This is a genomic window from Candidatus Halocynthiibacter alkanivorans, from assembly GCF_003333265.1.
Lineage (GTDB): Bacteria > Pseudomonadota > Alphaproteobacteria > Rhodobacterales > Rhodobacteraceae > Halocyntiibacter_A > Halocyntiibacter_A alkanivorans.
In genome coordinates this window covers 34779-55784 of record NZ_QOLB01000090.1, presented here as the reverse complement: position 1 = coordinate 55784, position 21006 = coordinate 34779, and the positions used below count along the sequence as shown (strand labels likewise).

Annotated in this window: 12 protein-coding genes and 1 pseudogene; 4 read left to right on the top strand and 9 right to left on the bottom strand. The window is 60.5% G+C overall.

The features are described from left to right. Together DWA01_RS10770 and DWA01_RS10760 are read left to right on the top strand one after the other, a co-directional pair. Positions 1 to 463: pseudogene (locus DWA01_RS10770) on the top strand (Y-family DNA polymerase); the annotation flags it as partial. Further along, complete coding sequence (locus tag DWA01_RS10760; protein WP_336470004.1) at positions 460 to 4317, top strand: error-prone DNA polymerase; 3858 nt, start codon at positions 460 to 462, stop codon at positions 4315 to 4317. The pseudogene DWA01_RS10770 and the gene DWA01_RS10760, both read left to right, overlap by 4 nt. Before the next feature lie 287 nt (positions 4318 to 4604). On the opposite strand, the gene DWA01_RS10755 is transcribed toward DWA01_RS10760, so the two are convergent. The 4 genes from DWA01_RS10755 to DWA01_RS10740 all read right to left on the bottom strand — a co-directional run bounded on the left by DWA01_RS10755 (position 4605) and on the right by DWA01_RS10740 (position 9686). After that, positions 4605 to 5276 (bottom strand): HAD family hydrolase, encoded by a 672-nt coding sequence (locus DWA01_RS10755; protein ID WP_114285839.1) that lies wholly within the window; start codon positions 5274 to 5276, stop codon positions 4605 to 4607. Between the two features lie 112 nt (positions 5277 to 5388). Then, on the bottom strand, positions 5389 to 6471 hold the full coding sequence (locus DWA01_RS10750; protein WP_114285844.1) for an ABC transporter ATP-binding protein: 1083 nt from the start codon (positions 6469 to 6471) through the stop codon (positions 5389 to 5391). A gap of 4 nt (positions 6472 to 6475) precedes the next feature. Next, positions 6476 to 8704 carry an ABC transporter permease gene (locus DWA01_RS10745; protein ID WP_114285838.1) on the bottom strand — a complete coding sequence of 743 codons (2229 nt, stop codon included), beginning with the start codon at positions 8702 to 8704 and terminating at the stop codon, positions 6476 to 6478. A gap of 22 nt (positions 8705 to 8726) precedes the next feature. Further along, positions 8727 to 9686, bottom strand: coding sequence for an ABC transporter substrate-binding protein (locus DWA01_RS10740; protein ID WP_419186996.1), 960 nt, complete (start codon positions 9684 to 9686; stop codon positions 8727 to 8729). Between the two features lie 651 nt (positions 9687 to 10337). Here DWA01_RS10740 and dcm point away from each other — a divergent pair. Together dcm and DWA01_RS10730 are read left to right on the top strand one after the other, a co-directional pair. Then, positions 10338 to 11399 carry a DNA (cytosine-5-)-methyltransferase gene (gene dcm, locus DWA01_RS10735; RefSeq protein ID WP_114285837.1) on the top strand — a complete coding sequence of 354 codons (1062 nt, stop codon included), beginning with the start codon at positions 10338 to 10340 and terminating at the stop codon, positions 11397 to 11399. A gap of 165 nt (positions 11400 to 11564) precedes the next feature. After that, positions 11565 to 12821: a type II restriction endonuclease gene (locus DWA01_RS10730; protein WP_114285836.1), complete on the top strand. Its 1257-nt coding sequence runs from the start codon at positions 11565 to 11567 to the stop codon at positions 12819 to 12821. Positions 12822 to 12943: 122 nt separating this feature from the next. Here DWA01_RS10730 and DWA01_RS10725 read toward each other — a convergent pair whose 3' ends face one another. The 5 genes from DWA01_RS10725 to DWA01_RS10700 form a co-directional block, all read right to left on the bottom strand. Further along, positions 12944 to 15256, bottom strand: a complete 2313-nt coding sequence (locus DWA01_RS10725; protein WP_114285835.1) for a LamG-like jellyroll fold domain-containing protein — start codon at positions 15254 to 15256, stop codon at positions 12944 to 12946. A 657-nt stretch (positions 15257 to 15913) separates the two neighbouring features. Continuing rightward, entirely contained in the window at positions 15914 to 17317 is a 1404-nt protein-coding gene (locus DWA01_RS10715; RefSeq protein ID WP_114285833.1) for a right-handed parallel beta-helix repeat-containing protein, read from the bottom strand. Between the two features lie 135 nt (positions 17318 to 17452). After that, positions 17453 to 18361 (bottom strand): sulfotransferase domain-containing protein, encoded by a 909-nt coding sequence (locus tag DWA01_RS10710; protein WP_114285832.1) that lies wholly within the window; start codon positions 18359 to 18361, stop codon positions 17453 to 17455. Further along, a complete protein-coding gene (locus DWA01_RS10705) occupies positions 18361 to 19950 on the bottom strand; it encodes an O-antigen ligase family protein (protein WP_114285831.1) in 1590 nt (529 codons plus the stop codon). Before DWA01_RS10705 ends, DWA01_RS10710 begins: the two co-directional genes overlap by 1 nt. 79 nt (positions 19951 to 20029) lie before the next feature. Then, the gene (locus DWA01_RS10700; RefSeq protein ID WP_114285830.1) at positions 20030 to 20911 is read right to left on the bottom strand and encodes a glycosyltransferase family 2 protein; all 882 of its coding nucleotides are present in this window, start codon (positions 20909 to 20911) and stop codon (positions 20030 to 20032) included. Between the last annotated feature and the right edge of the window lie 95 nt (positions 20912 to 21006).

Genomic DNA, 21006 nt, shown 5'->3' with positions numbered 1-21006 from the left:
TGGCGGCGCGCATGTGGGGGGCGACAGTGATGCAGGGCTGGAGGATCTGATGACCCGGCTGGGCAGCCGCATCGGGCTCGACAACATCAGCCGTTACCTGCCCGCCGACAGCCATATCCCCGAGCGCAGTTTTATCGTGGCGGCGGCAGCCTGGAGCACGGCTGCGGGCGACTGGCCCGCCGGGCAGGCCAGTCGCCCGCGGCCCCTCTGCCTGTTCCCACCCGAAGCCATCGCGGGGGCCGGCCGCACCCCGCCGCGGCACTTTCGCTGGCGTGGCATGTCGCTGTCACTGGCCAGCGCCTGCGGCCCGGAACGCATCGCGCCGGAATGGTGGCTGGAAGACGAGGCCTGGCGCGCGGGGCTGCGCGATTACTGGCGGGTGGACAGCCGCGAGGGCCGCCGGCTGTGGCTGTTTCACACGCCGCAGAACCCCGGCTGGTTTGTGCAGGGGGAATTCGCATGACTTACGCTGAGCTCTGTGTCACCAGCAATTTCACCTTTCTCACCGGCGCCTCCCATCCCGAAGAGCTGGTCACCCGTGCTGCCGCGCTGGGGCTGGCCGCCATCGCCATCACCGACCGCAATTCGCTGGCTGGGGTGGTGCGGGCCTATGCGGCCTTAAAAGAGCTGAAACGTCAGGGGGATGAGGCGATCCACATCCGCTCGCAACATCAGGTCGACAGCGGCTGCCGGATGGAGATCAGCTCCGGGCCCGGCGTGGCGCGGCCGCAAAACAGCACGCAGGGTGGCAACGCGGGGGGGGACGCTCAGACAGCAGACCAGCGTGGAGAGCAAACCCGGAGCCAGACAGGAGCGCGCGCGCGGGACCAGAGCCGGGGTCAGAACGCGGGCCAGGCGGGGGGCAGCAACGCGGGGCGCACAGATGGCCAACACCAGGGCCAGGCGGGAAGGTACACAGGCGGCCAGAACGGGGACCAGGGTGGAAACATCGGTGGACGTCAGAGAAAAAACCAGAACGGCAATCAGGCGGGAAATCAGGCGGGCGGACAGGCTGGGGGGCGGCCCGGTACTCAGCTCAGCGCCCAGCTCAGCACCCGGCCCGGCACGCAGGGTGTCGATCAGGGTGGCGCTCTGAGCAGCGGGCGGGGCGGTGGACCGACCCCAGCTCAGCCCAGCGCACAGTCCTGTGTCCAGTCCAGCGCCCAGCCTGGCATTCAAACCAGTGCGCGGGGCGGTGGCCCGGCCGCCGTTCAGGCCAGCACGCAGGGCGGCGGGCGGCCCACAAGTCCGGCCAGCGCTCCCCCCACCATTCCCCCCAGTGGTCTGCCCCGGCTGATCATCGGCTGCCGGCTGGTGCTGCGCGACAGCCCGGTCGAGTGGCTCGCCCTGCCCCGGCACCGCGCCGCTTATGCCCGGCTGTCGCGTCTGCTGACCCTGGGCAAGCGGCGGGCGAAAAAGGGCGACTGTCATCTGGACCTGCATGATCTGCTGGAGGGGGCGGCGGGCATCATCCTGATTGCGCTGCCGGCGGATGCGGGGGCGCAGTGCCGCGATCATATCCGCCAGGCCGCCAACCGCTTTCCCGGCGATGTCTATCTCGGCGCGGCGCCACGCTATGACGGCGGCGACCCGGCCTGGTTTGACGACTGTGCCCGGCTGGCCCGCCACTGTGCCGCGCCAATGGTGGCGCTGGGGGATGTGCTGATGCATCACGGATCCCGCCGCCGGCTGGCGGATGTGCTGACCTGTATGCGCCATCACATCACCATCGATCAGATCGGCACCCTGGCGCAATTAAACAGCGAGCGGCGGTTGAAATCCGGCGCCGATATGGCGCGGCTGTTTCGCGATCATCCGGCCGCCGTACGCCGCAGCGTGGACATTGCCGCGCGCTGTAATTTCTGCCTCAGCGAGCTGTCCTATGAATACCCCGACGAGGTGTCGAAAAATGAGAGCCCGCAGCAGCGGCTGACCCGGCTGAGTTACGCGGGGCTGGAGCGGCGTTACCCTGAGGGGCTGAGCCCGCGGGTGCAGGCGCTGGTGGAAAAGGAGCTGGCGCTGGTCGGTAAGCTTGGTTTTGCCGCTTATTTCCTCACCGTGCATGACATTGTCAGTTTTGCCCGCGGCCGGGGCATCCTGTGCCAGGGCCGCGGTTCGGCGGCCAATTCGGTGCTGTGTTATGCGCTTGGCATTACGGACGTTGGGCCGGACACCATCACCATGGTGTTTGAGCGCTTCATCTCGGAATACCGCGAAGAGCCGCCCGATATTGATGTCGACTTTGAGCATGAGCGCCGCGAAGAGGTGATCCAGCATATCTATGAAACCTATGGCCGCCACCGCGCCGGGCTTTGCGCCACAGTGATCCATTTCCGCAGCCGCGCCGCCATCCGCGAAGTGGGCAAGGTGATGGGCCTGTCTCAGGATGTCACCGCCGGGCTGAGCGGTCAGATCTGGGGCCTGTCCGGCGGTGGTGTGGACATGGACCGGGTGCGGGAACTGGGGCTGGACCCGGAAGACACCCGGCTGGCGCTGACGCTGCAGCTGATCGGTGAGATCATCGGCTTTCCGCGCCATCTCAGCCAGCATGTCGGCGGCTTCATCATGACCCGGGGCCGGCTGGATGAGCTGTGCCCGATTGAAAACGCCGCGATGGAGGACCGCACCACCATTGAGTGGGACAAGGATGACATCGACGCGCTTGGCATTCTCAAGGTGGATGTTCTGAGCCTCGGCATGCTGACCTGTATCCGCAAATGTTTTGATCTGATCGAGGAACACGGCGGCGCGCGTTATTGCATTGCTTCTGTCCCCCAGGAGGACACCGCCACCTATGACATGCTCTGTATCGCCGATGCGGTCGGGGTGTTTCAGGTCGAAAGCCGGGCGCAGATGAATTTCCTGCCGCGGATGCAACCGCGCGAGTTCTATGACCTGGTGATCGAAGTGGCGATCGTGCGGCCCGGGCCGATCCAGGGCGGCATGGTGCACCCCTATATCAACCGCCGGCAAGGGCGCGAGCCGGTGCATTACCCTTCGGCGGCGCTGGAACAGGTGCTGGGCAAGACCATGGGTGTGCCTTTGTTTCAGGAACAGGCGATGCAGATCGCGGTGGTGGGCGCTGGTTTCACCCCGGAAGAGGCTGACCGGTTGCGCCGTTCGCTCGCCACCTTCCGGCGCATGGGCACCATCGGCACCTTCAAGGACCGCTTTACCAAAGGCATGCTGGAGCGGGGCTATGACATGGAATTTGCCGAGCGCTGTTTTGGTCAGATCGAGGGGTTCGGCGAATACGGCTTTCCCGAAAGCCATGCTGCCGCGTTTGCCATGCTGGCCTATGTCTCGGCCTGGCTGAAATGCCATCACCCGGCGGCCTTTGCCTGTGCGCTGCTGAATTCCCAGCCGATGGGGTTTTATGCGCCGGCGCAGATCGTGCGCGATGCGCGGGATCATCAGATCGAGCTGCGGCCGGTCTGTGTCAACAACAGCGGTTGGGACAACCACCTGGAGCGGCGCACCGATGGCAGCCTGGCGCTGCGGCTCGGTTTTCGCCAGATCAAAGGCTTTCGCGAGGAGGCGGCGGGCTGGATTGTGGCGGCGCGGGGCAATGGTTATCCCGATCCCGAAAGCCTGTGGCAGCGCGCCGGCATCAAACCGGCGGCACTTGAGCGGCTGGCCGAGGCCGACGCGTTTGCCGATATGGGGCTGGGGCGGCGCAATGCTCTCTGGCGCATCAAGGCGATCCGCAGCCCGCAGCCGCTGCCGCTGTTCAATGACCCGATTGAGGGCGAAAGCATTCAGGAGCCGGCGGTCACCCTGCCCTCCATGCATCTGGGCCAGGAGGTGGTGGAGGATTATGTCGCCATGCGGCTTAGTCTGCGGGCGCATCCGATGGAGTTGCTGCGCCCCGACATGCCCGGGCTGACGCCGCATGCAGCGCTGGTGGACGCTGCGCTGCGCCCCACCATGGTCTGTGGCCTGGTGATCACCCGGCAGCGCCCGGGCACCGCATCCGGTGTGGTGTTTCTGACGCTGGAGGATGAGACCGGGGTCAGCAATGTGATTGTCTGGCCCAAGGTCTATGAGCAGTTCCGCCGCGAGGTGATGGGCGGGCGGCTGTTGCGCGTCAGCGGCGTGTTGCAGCGCGAGGGCATCGTGGTGCATCTGATAGCGCAGCGCATTGAGGATTGCTCAGAGCTGCTGGCCGGGCTGGGGCACCCGGGGGAGGACGCCATCGGCGAGACCCTGCCCCAGGCCGATGACGTGCCAAAGGGGCTGCGCGCCGGCCATGCCCGCGCCGCCCGCCACCCGCGCGATCAGGCCAAAGCGCTGTTCCCCAGCCGGGATTTCCATTGACGGCTGTTGACGTTCACCGCCGCCAATCCGGAGGTGTAAGCACTTCATCCGGGTTGGCTTTGAGCCCCAAAATGGCCCACGACCAGGGCACGCCTGACCCTGGGGCGGCGTGAAGCGCATTGCCGACGGCGTGAGAACCGTCCTGGAAATGGTCCGGGGGATCATTTCAGGTTTGAGCGGCCGGAGCCCTGCGGCAGGCGCTGCCCGGCGGCGCCGGGCGCATTGCCAACGACGGAGGGGCGAAGACGGCGAAGCGGCTGGAGAGGCGGCAGGAACAGTGGCGGCCGTTATCCGGGCGAGACAGCCGCGCCGGCGGGGATCAGGTCCGCCAGGTGCGGGCAGATCAGGTCAGCAAGCCCGCTTTCGGCCACCCCGGGCTCATTGCCGACCGCAATGGTAAACATCCCGGCGGATGTGGCCGAGGTCACCCCGGCCAGCGAGTCTTCAATCGCAACACAATGGCCGGGCGCCACCCCCATCAGTTGCGCTGTGGCCAGAAACGGCGCCGGATCCGGCTTGCCCAGCGGCAGATCCGCGGCGGAAAAGATCTCCTGAAAACAGTCGCGGATCGCTAAAACATCCAGCGCGATATGGATCGCCTTCAGCGATGAGGACGAACAGATCGCCAGCCGGTGGCCGCTCTCATGCAGCTGGCGGATCAGAAGCTGCGCGCCAGGCACTGCAGAAAGCTCCGCGCCCAGGCGTTGCAGCGCCTCCGCTTCAATGGCCGCCACGGCCACCCCAAACGCCATCGGTTGGTCGTTGGCGGTAAACAGCTGCTCAGACACAAAATCCGTCAGCCGGCGGCCGGTATGGGCGTGCAGCGTGGCATCCGGCACCGTGACATCAAATCTGGCGGCAACCGATCTTTTGGCCGCCTGCCAGACATGTTCCGTCAGCACCAGCGTGCCGTCGAGATCAAAGATCACCGCGTCATATCCGGAAAAATCCAGCTGCACTTCAACTGTCCTTTCTGCCCTGCGCCAGCCCGGCCAGCCGCAACACGTGCGGACAGCCGGTGATCAGATCTGGTTTCGGCGCCCGGCATAAGCGCCAGGCAGCGCCGGTATCTTATCCGGCGGGCAACAAAACCGGGCCGCGCGCGTCAAAGCTGAGGCGCACCGCATCGCCGGGGGACAGCGGCGCGTCGACGTTGTCCGAGACCGCAAAGACCTGACCAAACTCCGCCGCGACGATATATTCCATCCGGCTGCCGACATAGGTGGCCTTTTCGATCTGCGCCGCGATGCCATCGCCGTCGGCTCCCGGTGTCAGCCGCAACCGGCTTGGCCGGATTGCCACTGTGGCCGGCCCGGGCGACATGCCGCGCGCGTCAAGCTGGTGTCGGTAGCCCGACAGGTTGATCTGCGCCATGTCGCCTTCGACCGTCTCGATGGCACAGTCCAGCAGATTGGCTTCACCGATAAAGTCGGCCACGAACCGGTCCGCCGGTGCATCGAAGAGTTCGCGCGGGGTGCCGACCTGGGCGATGCCGGCGTTGCGCATCACCACGATCCTGTCAGAGACGGCGAGCGCCTCTTCCTGGTCATGGGTCACGTAAACCACTGTCAGGCCGAGGTTCTGCTGAATCTCGCGGATTTCTTCGCGCACCTGACGGCGCAGCTTGGCGTCGAGGTTTGAGAGCGGCTCATCAAACAACAGCACCTGGGGTTCCAGCACCAGCGCCCGCGCCACCGCGACCCGTTGCTGTTGCCCGCCTGAAAGCTCACTGGGCAGCCTTGCGCCAAACCCCCCAAGCCCGACCAGATCCAGTCCGGCCATGGCGCGGTCGCGCGTTTCGCTTTTGTCAAAACCGGAAAACTTCAGCCCGTAAGAAACGTTTTCCATCACCGTCATATGTGGGAACAGCGCGTAGGACTGGAACACCATCGACACATCGCGGTCGGTGGCCGGCAGGCTGGTGACGTCCTTGCCGCCGATCAGGATCTTGCCTTTTGTCGCCATTTCCAGCCCGGCGATCATGCGCAGGGTGGTGGTTTTGCCGCAGCCCGAAGGCCCCAGCAGGGTCACCAGCGTGCCCGGTTCAATGTCGAGCGAGACATCGTCCACGGCAAGAACATCCTTGCCATAGACTTTGCTGACGCCCTGAAAGCTGACGGAGGCCGCTTTGCTGTGTATTCGTGTGTCTGCCATCTGTTCAGTCTCCGCTTGCCTGGCCCGTGCGCTGACCTGTGCGCCGGCCAATGCGTGTTTTTCCGACCGCGACCTGCAGCAGCCCGACGGCTGTCAGCATGACGAGGATCAAAGTTGTGGAATAGGCAATCGCCAGGCCGTAATCGTTGTTTTCGACCCGTCCGATGATATAGCTGGTTGCCATGTTATATTCGGCGGAGACCAGGAAGATCACCGCAGAGATCGCCGTCATCGCCCGCACGAAACTGTAAACCAGCGCCGCCAGAATTGCCGGGCGCAGCAGGGGCAGGATCACCAGGCGGAAGGTCTGCCAGCTGTTGGCCCCCAGCGTCAGCGAGGATTCATCCAGCGATTTGTCCAGCTGGCTCATCGAGGCGATGCCCGCCCGCACACCCACCGGCATGTTGCGGAAGATAAAGCTGATCACCAGGATGACGCCGGTGCCGGTCAGCTCAATCGGCGGCACGTTAAAGGCCAGGATATAGCTGACCCCAATGACGGTGCCCGGGATGGCGAAACTCAGCATGGTGCCGAATTCAAAGGCATTTCTGCCGACGAAATTCTGCCGTGTCAGCAGATAGGCGGTGGTCAGCCCCGCCGCAGCCGTCAGAGGCGCGGCAATGGTGGCAATTTTGATCGTGGTGAAAAAACTGTCCCAGGCCGAGCCGGTCCAGCGGATGCCACCGTCCTCAAGGCGCATCGAGAACGCGGTGAGATAATGTTTGAAGGTCAGCGTATCGCGCACGCCCCAAAGCTCGACAAAACTGCCATACACGATCATGCCGTAGATCACGATGGTGAAGGCCGCCCAGGCCGCAGCGATGGTATAGACCGGGACAGAGAGCCCTGCCGGCATCTCCGGATGCACCCCGGAGTCGCCTTTGCCCGACACGGTGGTATAGCTTTTTTTGCCCAGCCATCTGCGTTGGGCGTAAAAGGCACCGAGGGTGAAACTCAGCAGCACGATGGCCAGCACCGCAGCGCGGCTTTGGTCATATTGCGCCCCGACAATGGCAAAGAAAATCTCGGTCGAGAGCACGTCGTAATTGCCGCCCAGCACCAGTGGGTTGCCAAAATCAGCCATGCTTTCAATGAAGCCAAGCAGGAAGGCATTGGCCAGGCCCGGCCGCATCAGGGGCAGCGACACAGTGCGGAACACCTGCCAGCGGCTGGCGCGCAGGGTTTGCGCCGCCTCTTCCATTGACGGGCTGACACCTTCGACCACGCCGATCAGCACCAGAAAGGCGATCGGCGTATAGGCCAGCACCTGGGCAATCATCACCCCGGGCATGCCGTAGATCCAGCGTGTCGGGCGGATACCAAACAGATCAGAGAAAAACCCGGTGACTGAGCCCGACAGGCCAAACAGCAGGATGATCGCCAGACCGATCACAAAAGGCGGCGTGATGATCGGCAAAACCGTCAGCGCCCGCAACGCCCGTTTGTAACGAAAGCCCGACCGGGTCGCGACCAGCGCAAAGACCAGACCAAGAATGGTGGTCAGCGCCCCGACGATCACCGCAAGAAACAGCGAGTTCCACGCTGCGCCACAGCGCCCGGGCCCGGTCACACAGGACAGGCTCCAGATCCGGCTGTCGGTGAATTTGGCCGCAAACACCAACAGGGAATAGCCGCCCTCTTCAGTGATGAAGGCGGCCAGCATCAGCTTGGCGATGGGGAAAAAGACAAAGACCGTGACAATGACGATGATGCCGCTCACGGCGGAGACCACAAAGACATCGCCATTGATGGCGCCGCGCGCCGCGATGCCCTGGGCGAACAGGAACAGGAATGAGCTGGCCAGCAACATGGCGCCATAGCCCATGCCGAACTGACGGTCGCCCAGCGGACCAAAAGCGGTCTCGAGCCAGGCAAAGTTCCAGCCGCGGATGCCGATGCCAAAGCCCTGGGCGATCAGCCAGGCAAAGCCAACTGCGCCCGCCGCAATAAGGATTTTCGCATAGGCGGGGTCCGTCTTGCGCCGGCGCAGCACCAATAGCGGTGCCAGCAGCGGCAGCAGCAGAGGTGCCAGCCATGTTTTTTCGCCCTGCGCCACCAGGAAGGCGGCGGGGGCATAATCTGTATCAGTCGGATAGCCGTCCAGCAGCCAGCCGAAACTGAAGAATCCGTCCTCAATCCCATACCAGGGCAGGAGCAGAAAACCGACCCACCCGGCGAGGATCCAGAAGATCAACACCGGGTGGGCGGTTCTTTCAGAGGTAACTTCTCTCATGAATTAACTGCTGCTTTACGTGTTACTGCGGCAGAACCGAGACGTCTTCATCCCACTTCTGCAACAGGGCTTTGCGGGTGGCACTGGAGCCGTAGGTTTTGAAATCATAGTCAATCAGGGTGATTTCAGACAGATCCGGCGCTTTGTCCGATGTTTCCGAGCCCATGTTGGAGGGCACCTGGAAGGCGTTGACCTGCAGCGCCAGGTTCTGTGCTTCAGTGCTCAGAGCCCAGTCGTAGAACTGCCGGGCCTCGTCGAGATTGCGCGCGCCGTCGATGATCGACATCGAGCCGATTTCGTAACCGGTGCCTTCACAGGGCGCCACCGTCACAACCGGGAAACCGGCAACACCCTGTTTCACCGCGTCATGCATAAACACGATACCGATGGTGTTTTCGCCACGTCCTGCGGCTTTGATCGGGGCGGAGCCGGATTTGGTGTACTGGTTGATATTGGCGTGCAGGCCTTTCATGAAGTCAAAGCCGCCTTCTTCGCCAAACAGCTGCACCATGGTGGCCAGCGTGGTATAGGCGGTGCCGGAAGAATTCGGGTTGGCCATCTGAACATGACCTTTGTATTCCGGCTTCAGCAGGTCTTTCCAGCAGGCAGGCACTGGCAGGTCATTGGCGGCCAGCAGTTCGGAGTTATAGCCAAAACCAAGCGCACCGCTGTAAATGCCGATGGTTTTATTGTCAGCGCTTTCGGACTGGGCGATGGCCCAGGGGAACAGCTGTTCACGCATTGGCGACATATAAGCCTGGGTCAGCCCTTCTTCGGCGGCCTGCAGATGCGGATCGCCGGTGCCACCCCACCAGATATCGCCCTTGGGGTTCACCGCTTCGGCTTTGACCTGGGCAAAGGTTTCACCCGAGCTTTTGCGTGTCATGTTCACATCAATGCCGGTGGCGTCTTCAAAGCCGCGTGCCATCACCTGGCACCAGTCTTCCTGGGCACTGCAATACAGCGTCAGCTTGGCGGCCATGGCTGAGTTGGTAAAACCAACAAGAGCAAAGGTGGCAGCTGTCAGTAAATAAACAGATTTATTCATATCGTTTTCCTCCCAGAGATAATTTCTCAGATCAGAGTACACCCGGCGCGCAATCTGCCAACTGTTTTCGCTAACATCGCCGCTGATACGGTCACGTTTTTGCATGGTTTTTCTGATACTTTCGCAGTTCGCGCGGCCGAACATCCGGGGTGGTTCCGGTGACTGGACACCTGTATTTCTTCCCGTTTTGCAATCGGTTGCACAGCGCGCCTGCAGCGACGGCTGTGCCAAATTGTCGCACCCTGTCAAACCCCGCATTTCCGGTTCCCAAAATCTGCCCGGCCCGGTGCCGGGGCTCCGGGCGGCCGCGCAGCTCAACTGGAGGCTGCAGCGAAGCCAGCGCAAAGGCGGGCCCCTGCCACGCAGTGATTCGCCCCCGCGGTCAACGCAGAGACACGCAGAGGCAGCAACATGTTGCCACGGAAACCACAGCCCGGCAAAAGGCGGAAACGGAACTTGCGATCGCGCGCGCCTCTGTTACAATCCCCCGTGAACAATACAGGAACTTCCTGTTTCAAAAATCACCATAACTGTGGCCGCGCAGCGTCGGACGTGACGCCGGGCAGGACCGCTTGAGGCAGGCAGATGCAGAACAAACCAGGCTTTACCTTTATTGACCTGTTTGCCGGGATCGGCGGGCTGCGTGTTGGCTTTGAAGACATTGGCGGCACATGTGTTTTCACCTCCGAATGGAACAAGTTTTCGCAGCAGACCTATCGCGAAAACTACGAGTGCGACCATGACATTGCCGGCGACATCACCGAGGTGGCCGAAAGCGATATCCCCGCCCATGACGTGTTGCTGGCCGGGTTTCCCTGTCAGCCGTTTTCCATTGCCGGCGTCAGCAAGAAAAATTCGCTGGGCCGGGCGCACGGGTTTCTGGATGAAACCCAGGGCACGCTGTTTTTTGACGTGGCGCGCATCATCCGCCATCACCGGCCCAAAGCGTTTCTGCTGGAGAACGTGAAAAACCTGGTGTCGCACGACAAGGGCAAGACGTTTGAAGTGATCCTGAAAGTGTTGCAGGAGGATCTGGGCTATCAGGTGCACTGGCGCATTCTGGACGCCAAACCCTGGTTGCCGCAGCACCGGGAACGCATTTTTATGGTTGGCTTCCGCGACCCGAGCAATTTTAGCTTTGACGATCTGAACATCCCGACGGAGCGCCCGACCCTGTCGAGCATTCTGCACCCGGAGGATGGCAGCGAAACCGCCGAGGCGCCCTTTACCGAGGGCGCGGAGGCGCGTGTGGCGGCCAAATACACCCTGACCGACGGGCTGTGGCAATATCTGCAGAACTACGCCGCCAAACACAAAGCCAAGGGCAACGGATTTGGCTTTGGCCTCGTGGATGGCAGCAATACCGCGCGCACATTGTCGGCGCGCTACTACAAAGACGGCTCGGAAATCCTGATTGCCCAAAAAGGCAAAAACCCGCGCCGGCTGACACCACGCGAATGTGCGCGGCTGATGGGGTTTGACCGTGCCGGCAGCAACCGCCCCTTTGTGATCCCGGTGTCGGACACCCAGGCTTATAAACAGTTCGGTAATGCGGTGGCCGCGCCGGTGGCCCGCGCGATCGCGGAATGTATGGAGCCATGGCTGCACAATGCGGTGGCGATCCGGCCCCAAAAATCGGTCGGCTGAGCGGGGCGCGCAGCCCACGGGTCGCCACAGACACGCGGCGGGGAAGACCGGTGCAAGACCTGGACGGGCCGGGTGGCACGGGCGGAGTGGGACGAACCGCGTGGCGCAGGGCAGTGGCACAGCCGGGCGACAACACCTGACCGGCCCATGACATAAGGCGTTGGAATGACACAGTTAACCGCCGGATTTCTGGCAGATCAGTTTCAGGGCATTGGCGGCAAGCGGCTGGCGCAAGTGGACACACCGCAGGGCTCGCACCAGAACGAGATCGGCAAGACCACCTCTTTCGCCCAGTTTCTGGGGGACGCGCCGCGCAAGGGTTCGGCGGGCAATGGTTTTGCGGCGAAATTCATCTGGCTGCCGGATGAATCCGATCAGGTGATCACCCATTCCCGCAGCGCCAGTTGGTATGACAGCCGCGCTGGCAAAGCGGGCCGCAGTCCGGAATGGCGGCTCTATTACGGCCGCTCCAACCCGGTGATGCAACGCTGTCAGCCCGGCGATCTGCTGATCGTGGCGCTGCGGCCGGACGGCTCACTGCTGGTGATCGCCACGCCCGCAGGCAGCACCATGTTTGGCCAGTTGCCCTGGCTCTTTGGCCTGTCGCTTGAACAGATGGCGGAGCAGGCACAGACCGCAGAAATCGCGCAGATCAGCCCCGACTTCCAGGCCCGCGCCATTTTGGACGATCTCGGCATTTCGATGACGGTGTCAGCGCCCGAGCATCTGCAGCGCATGATCAAAAAATTCCGCGGCACCTTTCCCAGCACCACTAAGTTCTCCGAATTTGCCCGCCATGTGGCTGGCAGGACGGATGCCCGCGCCGATCCGGATCATGCGCTTTTAAGCTGGTTTGAACAGGAAGACCTGTTGTTCCGGGCGCTGGAGCAATCGATCGTTTCCAAACGCATTGAACAGGGGTTCATGCGCGATGGTATTGCTGATGTGGACGGGTTTCTGAAATATTCGCTCAGCGTGCAGAACCGGCGCAAATCGCGTGCGGGGGCCGGTTTTGCCAACCAGGTGGCGGCGGTGCTTGCGGCCAATGAGCTGTTGTTTGAACGCGAGGTCCGCACCGAGGGACGCAAGACCATCGACTTTTTCTTTCCCCGTGGCAGCCTCTATCACGACCAGGGTTTTCCGACCCGCTATCTCACCGGGCTGGGCGCCAAAACCAGTTGTAAGGACCGCTGGCGTCAGGTGCTCTCGGAAGCGCACCGGCTGGACTTAAAATACCTGGTCACGCTGGAGACCAAGATCTCGGACCATCAGCTGGAAGAGATGTCGACAAACGGGCTGCAACTGGTGATCCCGCGCGCCCGGCACTGGGATTTCTCCGGCACAACTGCGGAACGAAAACCGGTGACCCTGGTGGATTTCATCGCAGAGACACGGGCGAAACAGGTTCCGGACTTGCTGTAAACGGCGCCGCCTGCCGGACAGCAAATTGGCGGCTCAATCCGGAAAAAACGCACAAAAAAGACCGCCCCGGTGAAGGGGCGGCCCAGTTGAGATGACACCAGGGAGGTGCCATCTGCTTTTTATCAGGCGAAGTAGTCGTATTCAGTCGGGGTAAAGACCTCGTCCAGGATCACAACATCAGAAATGGTGCCGTCAAACGCGGTGCTGACCGCGTCATCGCCAGTGGCGCTGCCCCAGCCCAGACCACCGACCTGCAGGACCTCTTCATTGCTGCTCCAGTCCATGGTGAACTCCTGGGTGCCAACCAGTTCGCCGTCGAGATAGAGGTTCACGGTGTCATTGTCGAATGTCGCCATGACATCATACTGGGTGTTGGCCTCAATGCCGCTTATCTGCATAACCGCATCAGAGTCGCCGTCCTGGAAACGCACGTTCAGGGTGCCGTTTTTCAGCCACATCGAGAAATGGTTGCCGCCGCCCTCATAACCGCTGGCATCTTTGGAGATCAGGCCGCCTTTGCGCACATTGTCCGCATCAAAGCTGAAGGCGATGGTGCCCTGATCCGTTTCCATTGCCGCGTCATGGTCGACGTTGACGATGCTCCGTTTGCTGCCGTTAAACTCGGTATCCCCCTGCAGCATATAGACGGGCATCGGATCCATTGGAACTTCGGCCACCGGCGCATCAACCGAGCCGTCCAGGATCGCCTGGAGTTCCGCCGGAGTTTGCTGACCGGCAACGACCACCACATTGGAGATCGTACCGTCAAACACATTGGTAAAGCCGGCAGCACCGGTGTCGCTGGCCCAGCCGTTGGCGCCAATCTGGATGTGTTCGCCATTGGTCACCCAGGAGGTGTCCATTGCCGCTTCACCGACCAGCGTGCCGTCGAGATAGACCGCAACAGTGCCGTCGCCAAAACCCATCTGCAGATTGTAGTCTGTGTTGGCGAGGATGCCGGGGACTTCAATCACTTCGCTGCTGTCACCGTCCTGGAAGCGCACAAACAGCGAGCCGTCTTTGACGTAGCTGGTGAAGTGGTTGCCGCCGCCAGCATAACCGCTGGCGTCTTTAGAGAACAGCCCGTGGCTGCCAGCAACTGTATCGGCATTGAAGGTCAGCGCGATGGTTGCGGCCGCCAGGTTCCAATCGGCGGAAGACGCCATTTCGACCACGTCAGAGGAGCTGGACACTTCGAGGTCGCCGGCGAGTTGATAGACCGCATTCGGGTTGGTCGGTGTGGGTTCCGGAGTGGGTTCCGGAGTGGGTTCTGGTGTGGGCTCGGGCTCCGGTGTGGGTTCCGGTGTCGGCTCAGGTGTGGGTTCGGGAGTGGGGTCCGGCGTCGGCGCCGGGTCAACCGGGGCCACACCATCAAGCAATTCAGCCAGACGCGCATAAGCGCCGGTGGTTTCCGCAAGGCTGCCACTGACGGCGCGCAGGTCTTCCAGCGTGACGCCAAGCCCGGCATCCGCATTCACAAACAGGTCACCATAATAGTTGATGTCGCTGGCGTCATCCCACTGGGCCACAACATTGCTGCCCGAGAAACTGCCGTTGTTAGAGGTGACAATATTGTTTTCGACCGTGCTGCCGGCAGGAACGCTGATATTGGCCACATCGTGACCGGCATCAGGTGTGGTCAGCAGTGTATTGTTGATCACGGTGATATTTTCACCGTTGGCCACCCGGATCGCGTTGGCTTTGCCCGAGTAGATGATGTTGTTTTCGATCAGGATATTGCTGTGCGTATCAGTCGAGCCGAAGAAGATCCCCTGAGGACGTTCAGAGTTCTGCGCCAGAAAGACGTTGCCACGAATGATCGCATCATTGGTTTCACCCTGGAACTGCATGAAATCCGCATGGGCGTCAACGCTGGCAAACAAGTGGCCGCCACCGGTGTTGTTTTCCAGCAAGATGCCGTCGATGCCTGCGAACTTGAAGTTATCGGAACCGACGTAGTCGACAAAGTTCTCGTTGATGACCAGATCCTGTGCGCCAAAGGCGACAATGCCGTCCTTTACGTCATGCACGTTGTTGTTGATCAGATTGATCGAGCTGGAGTCTTTAATATAGATACCGTAGAAACCGGTATAATCGTCATCGACCAGACCGTTCACTTCGGAATTGATGATGTCGATATTAGTGCTGCCGTTGATGATCTTAACGACCGCGGCTCCGGGGGCACCATTGGACGGGCTGCTGACATGCACATTATCCACCCGGATGAAGCTTGAATTGTCCACCTTCAGATAGTCCATCACCGCGACATTGTCGGGGTCAGCCGACTGCAGCGTGACATAGCTGGAAAAATTCAGATTGCTTAGGTTTACTGAACCGTAATCACCTGCTTCGAGGAGGATAGTATCACCGCCCGAAACGTTTCCGATCGCCGACATCAGTTCGCTGGCGCTGGAAACTGTATATGTATTAGCCATGTTTTTTTGTACTCATTTTTCGTGTTGCCTGTGGTGTTCTTGTCCCAACAATTACGGATGCAACCATGCCGGATCAAGATCCCCCCTGTGCTGTCGGCAGCTTCCCGCAGGGGGAAAGACAGAAGGATTTGTTTTCAAGATATTAACCATGATTTCGCTGACGTTCAGGGCGCGGTTTTGCGCGGTTGGATTCGCATTGCGCAAGTTTCCGCCGAGATAAAATCTGATTTCGGCGCCAAAAATCGAGATTATTAACTTATTTTGCGGATTATCTCGGACCCGCGGTGCAAATGTCCACATCGCGTTTTACCGGCAGAGATGCGCCAGCGGCAGTATTAATATGACAGTGTACAACTTTAGGGAGACGCCGAAAACACGGGGACAAAAGTTGGAACGCCGCTGCAGGCTGGCTATGTCTGCCGCCGTCCGGGGGGGGGAAATCCGGTTCTCAAAACCTGGCAAGATACCTGCAGAACCGGCGTACCAAATGCCGTCGGATCTGCACCGGACGGCCCTGCAATTTTCCCTGCCGCCTGGCTGCAGAAATCCCGCCGCAAACACCGCCGCAAAAATGCGCCCTGAGCCGGGCCGCCTTCCGCCGGAACATTAGCCGTGCCAGGCACTGTCAGAAGCTTACGCTGCGGCAGCCGGGCCGCGTTAAGCCAAAAAATCACCGGCAGGCGGGATCAGGACCGCGTCAAAAAGAGCCGTCTCCGCGCGCACCTCCGCACGCGTTCCTGCGCTGCTGTTTTCAAACCAGCCCGCCTCGCCGTACGCAAAGAATACCTGCTGGCTGGTCCAGTCCGTTGCCGCTGCACCGGTGCTGCACTTTACAGCAGCCAAACGAGGGTAAAAATCCGACGGCCCGTCTGAATACCCTGCTTTGTCTTCAGCGGCGGGTACGGCTGTGGGATCTGAAGCGGGTGCAGCCGGCACTTCAGGGGGCGGCGAAGTCCCTGGCGCCGTTTCCGGTGCCGTTTCTGGCCCGGGCCTGGCGTTCAGAAGTTCCTGCAGCCGCGTCCAGGCCCCGGTGGTTGCAGCCGGGCTGCCCGGGACCGGGCGCAGATCTTCCGGTCTGATCCCGGGACCCGCAAACGCATTGAGGAACAAATCGCCATAATAGTAAATGTCACCAGGGTCGTCATACTGGGCGATAATGTTGCTGCCGGAATAACGCCCCTCGCTGGCGGTTGAAATATTATTCTCCACAATGCTTCCGGGAGGCACCCGGATATTGGCACTCTCATGGCCAAGCCAGGGCGTGGTCAGCAGTGTATTGTTGCGCACAATTATATCGGTGCCTTGTTTGATCCGGATGGCGTTGCTCTTGCCGGAATAGATGATGTTGTTCTCGATCAGAATATTGCGCTGCAAAAAGTCAGAGCCCATAAAAATGCCCTGGGGCCGCTCGGAGTTCTGCGCCAGAAAAACGTTTCCCCGGATCACTGCGTCCCGGGTGGCTGCCTGGAATTGCATAAAGTCCGCATGGGCACCGGCGTTGGCAAACAGATTGCCGCCCCCGGTATTGTTCTCGATCAGTACGCCGGTGAGGCCACCAAACTTGAAATTGTCGGAGCCGACATAATCAACAAAGTTTTCGCGGACGACAAAGTCCCGGACGCTGAAAGCGACGATGCCGTCATGCACGTCATGCACGTTGTTGTTGTACAGGCTGACGACATCAGAGTGGTCGACATAGATGCCATAATGGCCGTCGAAATTGCCGTCGACCAGACCGTTCACTTCGCAATTAATGATTTCGATATTCCGGCTGCGGTTGATGATCTGCATGATTTTGGAGCCGGGGGCGCCGTTGCTGCCGCTGCTGACGTGCAGACCATCCAGCCGGATGAAGCTTGCATTGTTCAGCGTCACAGCTGTCATTACCGCCCGGTTCTGAAGATCAGCAGAGCGCAGGGTGACAAAACTGGTGAAGTCCCGGTTGCTGATGTCCAGCGCGCCATAATTCCCGGGCTGCAACAGGATAGTACCGCCGCTGGCAACAAGTGTCAGCGCAGTCTGCAGTTCGCTGGCGCTGGTAACGGTATAGGTATCAGCCATGATATTCACCTCACTGCGGACTATGTGCCTGGTCAGAGACGCGGCGGGCCGGGCTCCAGGGGCGGGTCTGCCACCAGTTGGTGTCAGGGCTGCCTGGCAGGAAGCGAGCCCTTTCTGCTGCCGATGTACCTAGCGCTAAAACGGAGCGTTGCGCTTCAAAACGATTGAGAGATCTTTTTCCCAGTCCAAAAAATGTGCATCCAGCGCCGCAAGGGCTGCCTGGTCGCCGGCGGGAATGCTACGGGCTGATTTTGTACTGTTTGCCGCCATGTACAGCGGCTTGAGACGTCGCCGCAGAGGGGCCGGGATCCGCGCCCGAAACCGCCTGATCAGCCGGTGGAGCTTTTTATTACGAATTGCGACACTCTTATTTTCAGCGCGGAAGGAATAGGTTGCGTAGAATTCAGGGTCGATCCCCAGAAATTCAGACAGGCGTAGCGCGAATTGCAAAGGGTCTTTTTTCAGATCGTCAAACTGGCATATATGAAAATCCTGCGGCTCAAGTTGTAGCGCCCACTGGCGGATATACATGGCGTACTGATTGTGAAGCAATGCGTCTTCCAGCATGCGTTTGCCCTGAAACAGCGATGAATCACGCCCGAGATGAAGATGTTCGACAAACCCCGGGAAATCCATGTCGTCGGGCAGAATCGACAGATTGTGACTGGTGTATTTGAACAGTGAATACAGTCGGCTTGAAGGTTTTCGCAGGACCATAATGACCTTTTTACTGGCCAGGAAGGGAATGACACCCAGCGCAGTTTCCTGATAATAATACTGCGGACTGACGTCGATAAGGTAGCGGATTCCGCCGGTTCCGATCCTGTCCTCAAACAGATCCGCATAGCCCTGAAGGCCATTGTCGGCATAGCCGTCGCTGTGGCAAAGATCGTCGTCCGCATCCATAAGGTGTCGCGTTTCACGGTCCCGGCTGGCCCCAATCTCAGGGTGATCACTCAACCACTGAAACAGGGACGTGGTTCCCGACTTGGCAACGCCGATCACAAAGAGATTTGGCACGCTCTCTGTTTTCTGCCCAGCCATCAGGACCGCCTTCCGGGCCGGGCCTGGTTGAGACGGCCTCTCAGGCGTGCGGCGCCGGCAGGTGGTTTTCTTTTTGTGCGCATTTTCCCGCCGCCGTGACTCTTTGCGCTGGCCGGATCTTTTACCCTTGTTTGAGCATGTGCACCGGTTTGCTTCTCTTCTGCGGCCGGGGCGCCAGCTCCCGTGTGAATTTCTGGCGACTCCGCCGATGCCCGACCGGTCCCACTGTGTGATTGGGCATCGCGGTGCCGGTTCTTGATTGGGTTTCTCCGGTAAAGTGAGCCGCGTGGCATCTGCCCGACGGGGCGGACCGGTCTGACATCGCGGTGCGCACCCGATGAGGGTTTTGCCTCCAGCAACCAGACGCCGCTGCCCAGCAGGAAAATAAACAGCACATAGGTGGCGTTCCAGAAATACACCGTCCAGCCGGATATATAAAACCCCGCCATGGAAATCAGAAATCCGGCCCGGAACCGTTTCTGTCGCGCGTCCAGCCCCTTTTTAAACAGCACCGGCAGGAACACTGCAAAAAAGGCCAGGTGGAGCGCAAGCCCGCCCGGAAGCCCGTGGCGCATGGCCGGCACCAGCCACAGCATATCGACGCTTTTGACCATAAACTCTGGCCGTTCCCATTCATTCAGGCCAATGCCCCAGAGCGGATTGTTCAGCACCGAAGCCGAGCCGTATTCCCAGATGCGCAGACGGTTCCATGCGCTTGAAGTGTTGAAGGCGAAAAAACTGATCAGCAATCTTGGAATCGAGCGGTTTGAGAACAGATTGACCAGCAACACAGCGAACAGCGCCAGGCCGGCGAATATTTTCCACCTGCTTTTGATCGCTTTCAGTGTGTCGTCCCAGCCCAGCAATGCGATCTGCACACCCATGGAAATCAATGGCCCGGAAGAGAGAGACAAAAATGCGGTCGTCGCAACAGCAAGCGTCTGCGACATACGTCTGATCCAGGAGGTCTGATAGCCCAGCACAACATGCACCAGCGCGAGAATGCCGCTGCAAAACACCCCAAACAGGATCGGATGTTCAAACGGGCCCTGAACCCGGCGCAGACCCCAGCGCGGCAGCTTGAACACATCGTGGTAAGCGGGGTAAATTTTATCAAAAATCTCACGCATGATATTTTGACCCGTGACGGATTCCCAAACAGCAAAGGGCAGCATGGCCGCGATAATGATAAACAGCAGCCGCACCATGCGCCGGAAGCTTTCTGCATCGCGGACAAAACATCGCGCCATCAGATACGCGCCCATGGTTTCCAGAAACAATATCCCCCCGCCTTCAATCGACTTTCCGACCCCGTGAACGACCGCAAAGCTGAGTGCGGCCCAGGCGCAGAAGAAAAGCAGCGACAGATCCGCAAGGCGGACCGGGCCGGCCCTGCCCCTGACCCATAGAATCACACAGGGGAAGAAGAAGAAGATCAGCACCAGCCGGTAAACTGACAGGCGCAGCGGCCCGGCCGAAAACACAAAGGGGATGACAAGGCTGAGCAGCAGAAATACAACCGGCAGAGCCAGCCGGCCGGGCGTCGACCCTGCTGCGCTCTGGATATCGGGAATACGCTGATACTTCATCTGCCGCCCTCCAGCGGGCCAATGCAGCGGCAAAACGCACCGACTTCGCAGGGAGAGACGCTGATGTCAGGTTGCGGGTTCATGCCAGTATCCGCTTCAGGATCAGCTTGATGATTTGCGGCCGCCGCAGCAGCGCACCACGGCAAAACCGGCCGCCCATGCGCCGGTGGCCAACCGCCATCAACATGCGGCCAATGCGCCAGAGGTTCCAGGCGTATTCTGCCGGGTAAGTATCAAACAGCTTGCGGTTCCGCTTCATGATGCGGATCAGCCCGATCGCCTTTTGCTTGCGGTTTCGCGAAATACTGTCATCCGACATAAAGGCCAGCACCACGGGTTCCGGGCTCTCATAAATGCGGGTGTGCTGGGCCAGAGATGAGCTGAATGCCCAGTCGGCGTTGGCGCGGGTGCTGGCGTCAAACCAAGTCATGTTCGGGTAACACTCTCGGCGAAACAGGGAATTTTGCAGGCTAATCCGGTTTTCGACGAGAAACTTCCGCACCTGATCTTCGTCCTGCTTCAGGATCCTCTCCGGCGGTGGCAACAGCACAACACCGCCGCGACCGTTCAGGTTTTTTTTGCCGCCCGTGCCGTAGACAATCTTGCTGTGCACCACCACGCCGAACTCTGATGGCAGCGTCTCCATAAGGTCCATCTGCAGTTTCAGTTTCCAGGGCAGCCAGTAATCATCGCTGTCCTGAAATGCGATAAACGCACCGCGCGCGGCCTGCAGCCCGGCGTTGCGCGCCACCGAAGCCCCGCCATTCACCGCCAACCGGATAAAAACCACCCGCGGGTCTTCAAGCGCTTCGACAACCGGGCGCAGATCTTCGGTTGAAGCGTCGTCGACAATGATCAGTTCAAGATCGCGAAAGCTTTGATCCAACACACTGCGGGCGGCCGCTTGCAGGGTCAGGCGGCGGTTAAAAACCGGAAGAATAACAGAGACCAACGGGTTCATTCAGCGCTTCCTTCTGTTCAGCGCGCAACCAGGTTGCGGCTTTCAATCCTCTCTGATCCGCGCGGCTATTTTATCACGCCAGCCTCGCTTCACCT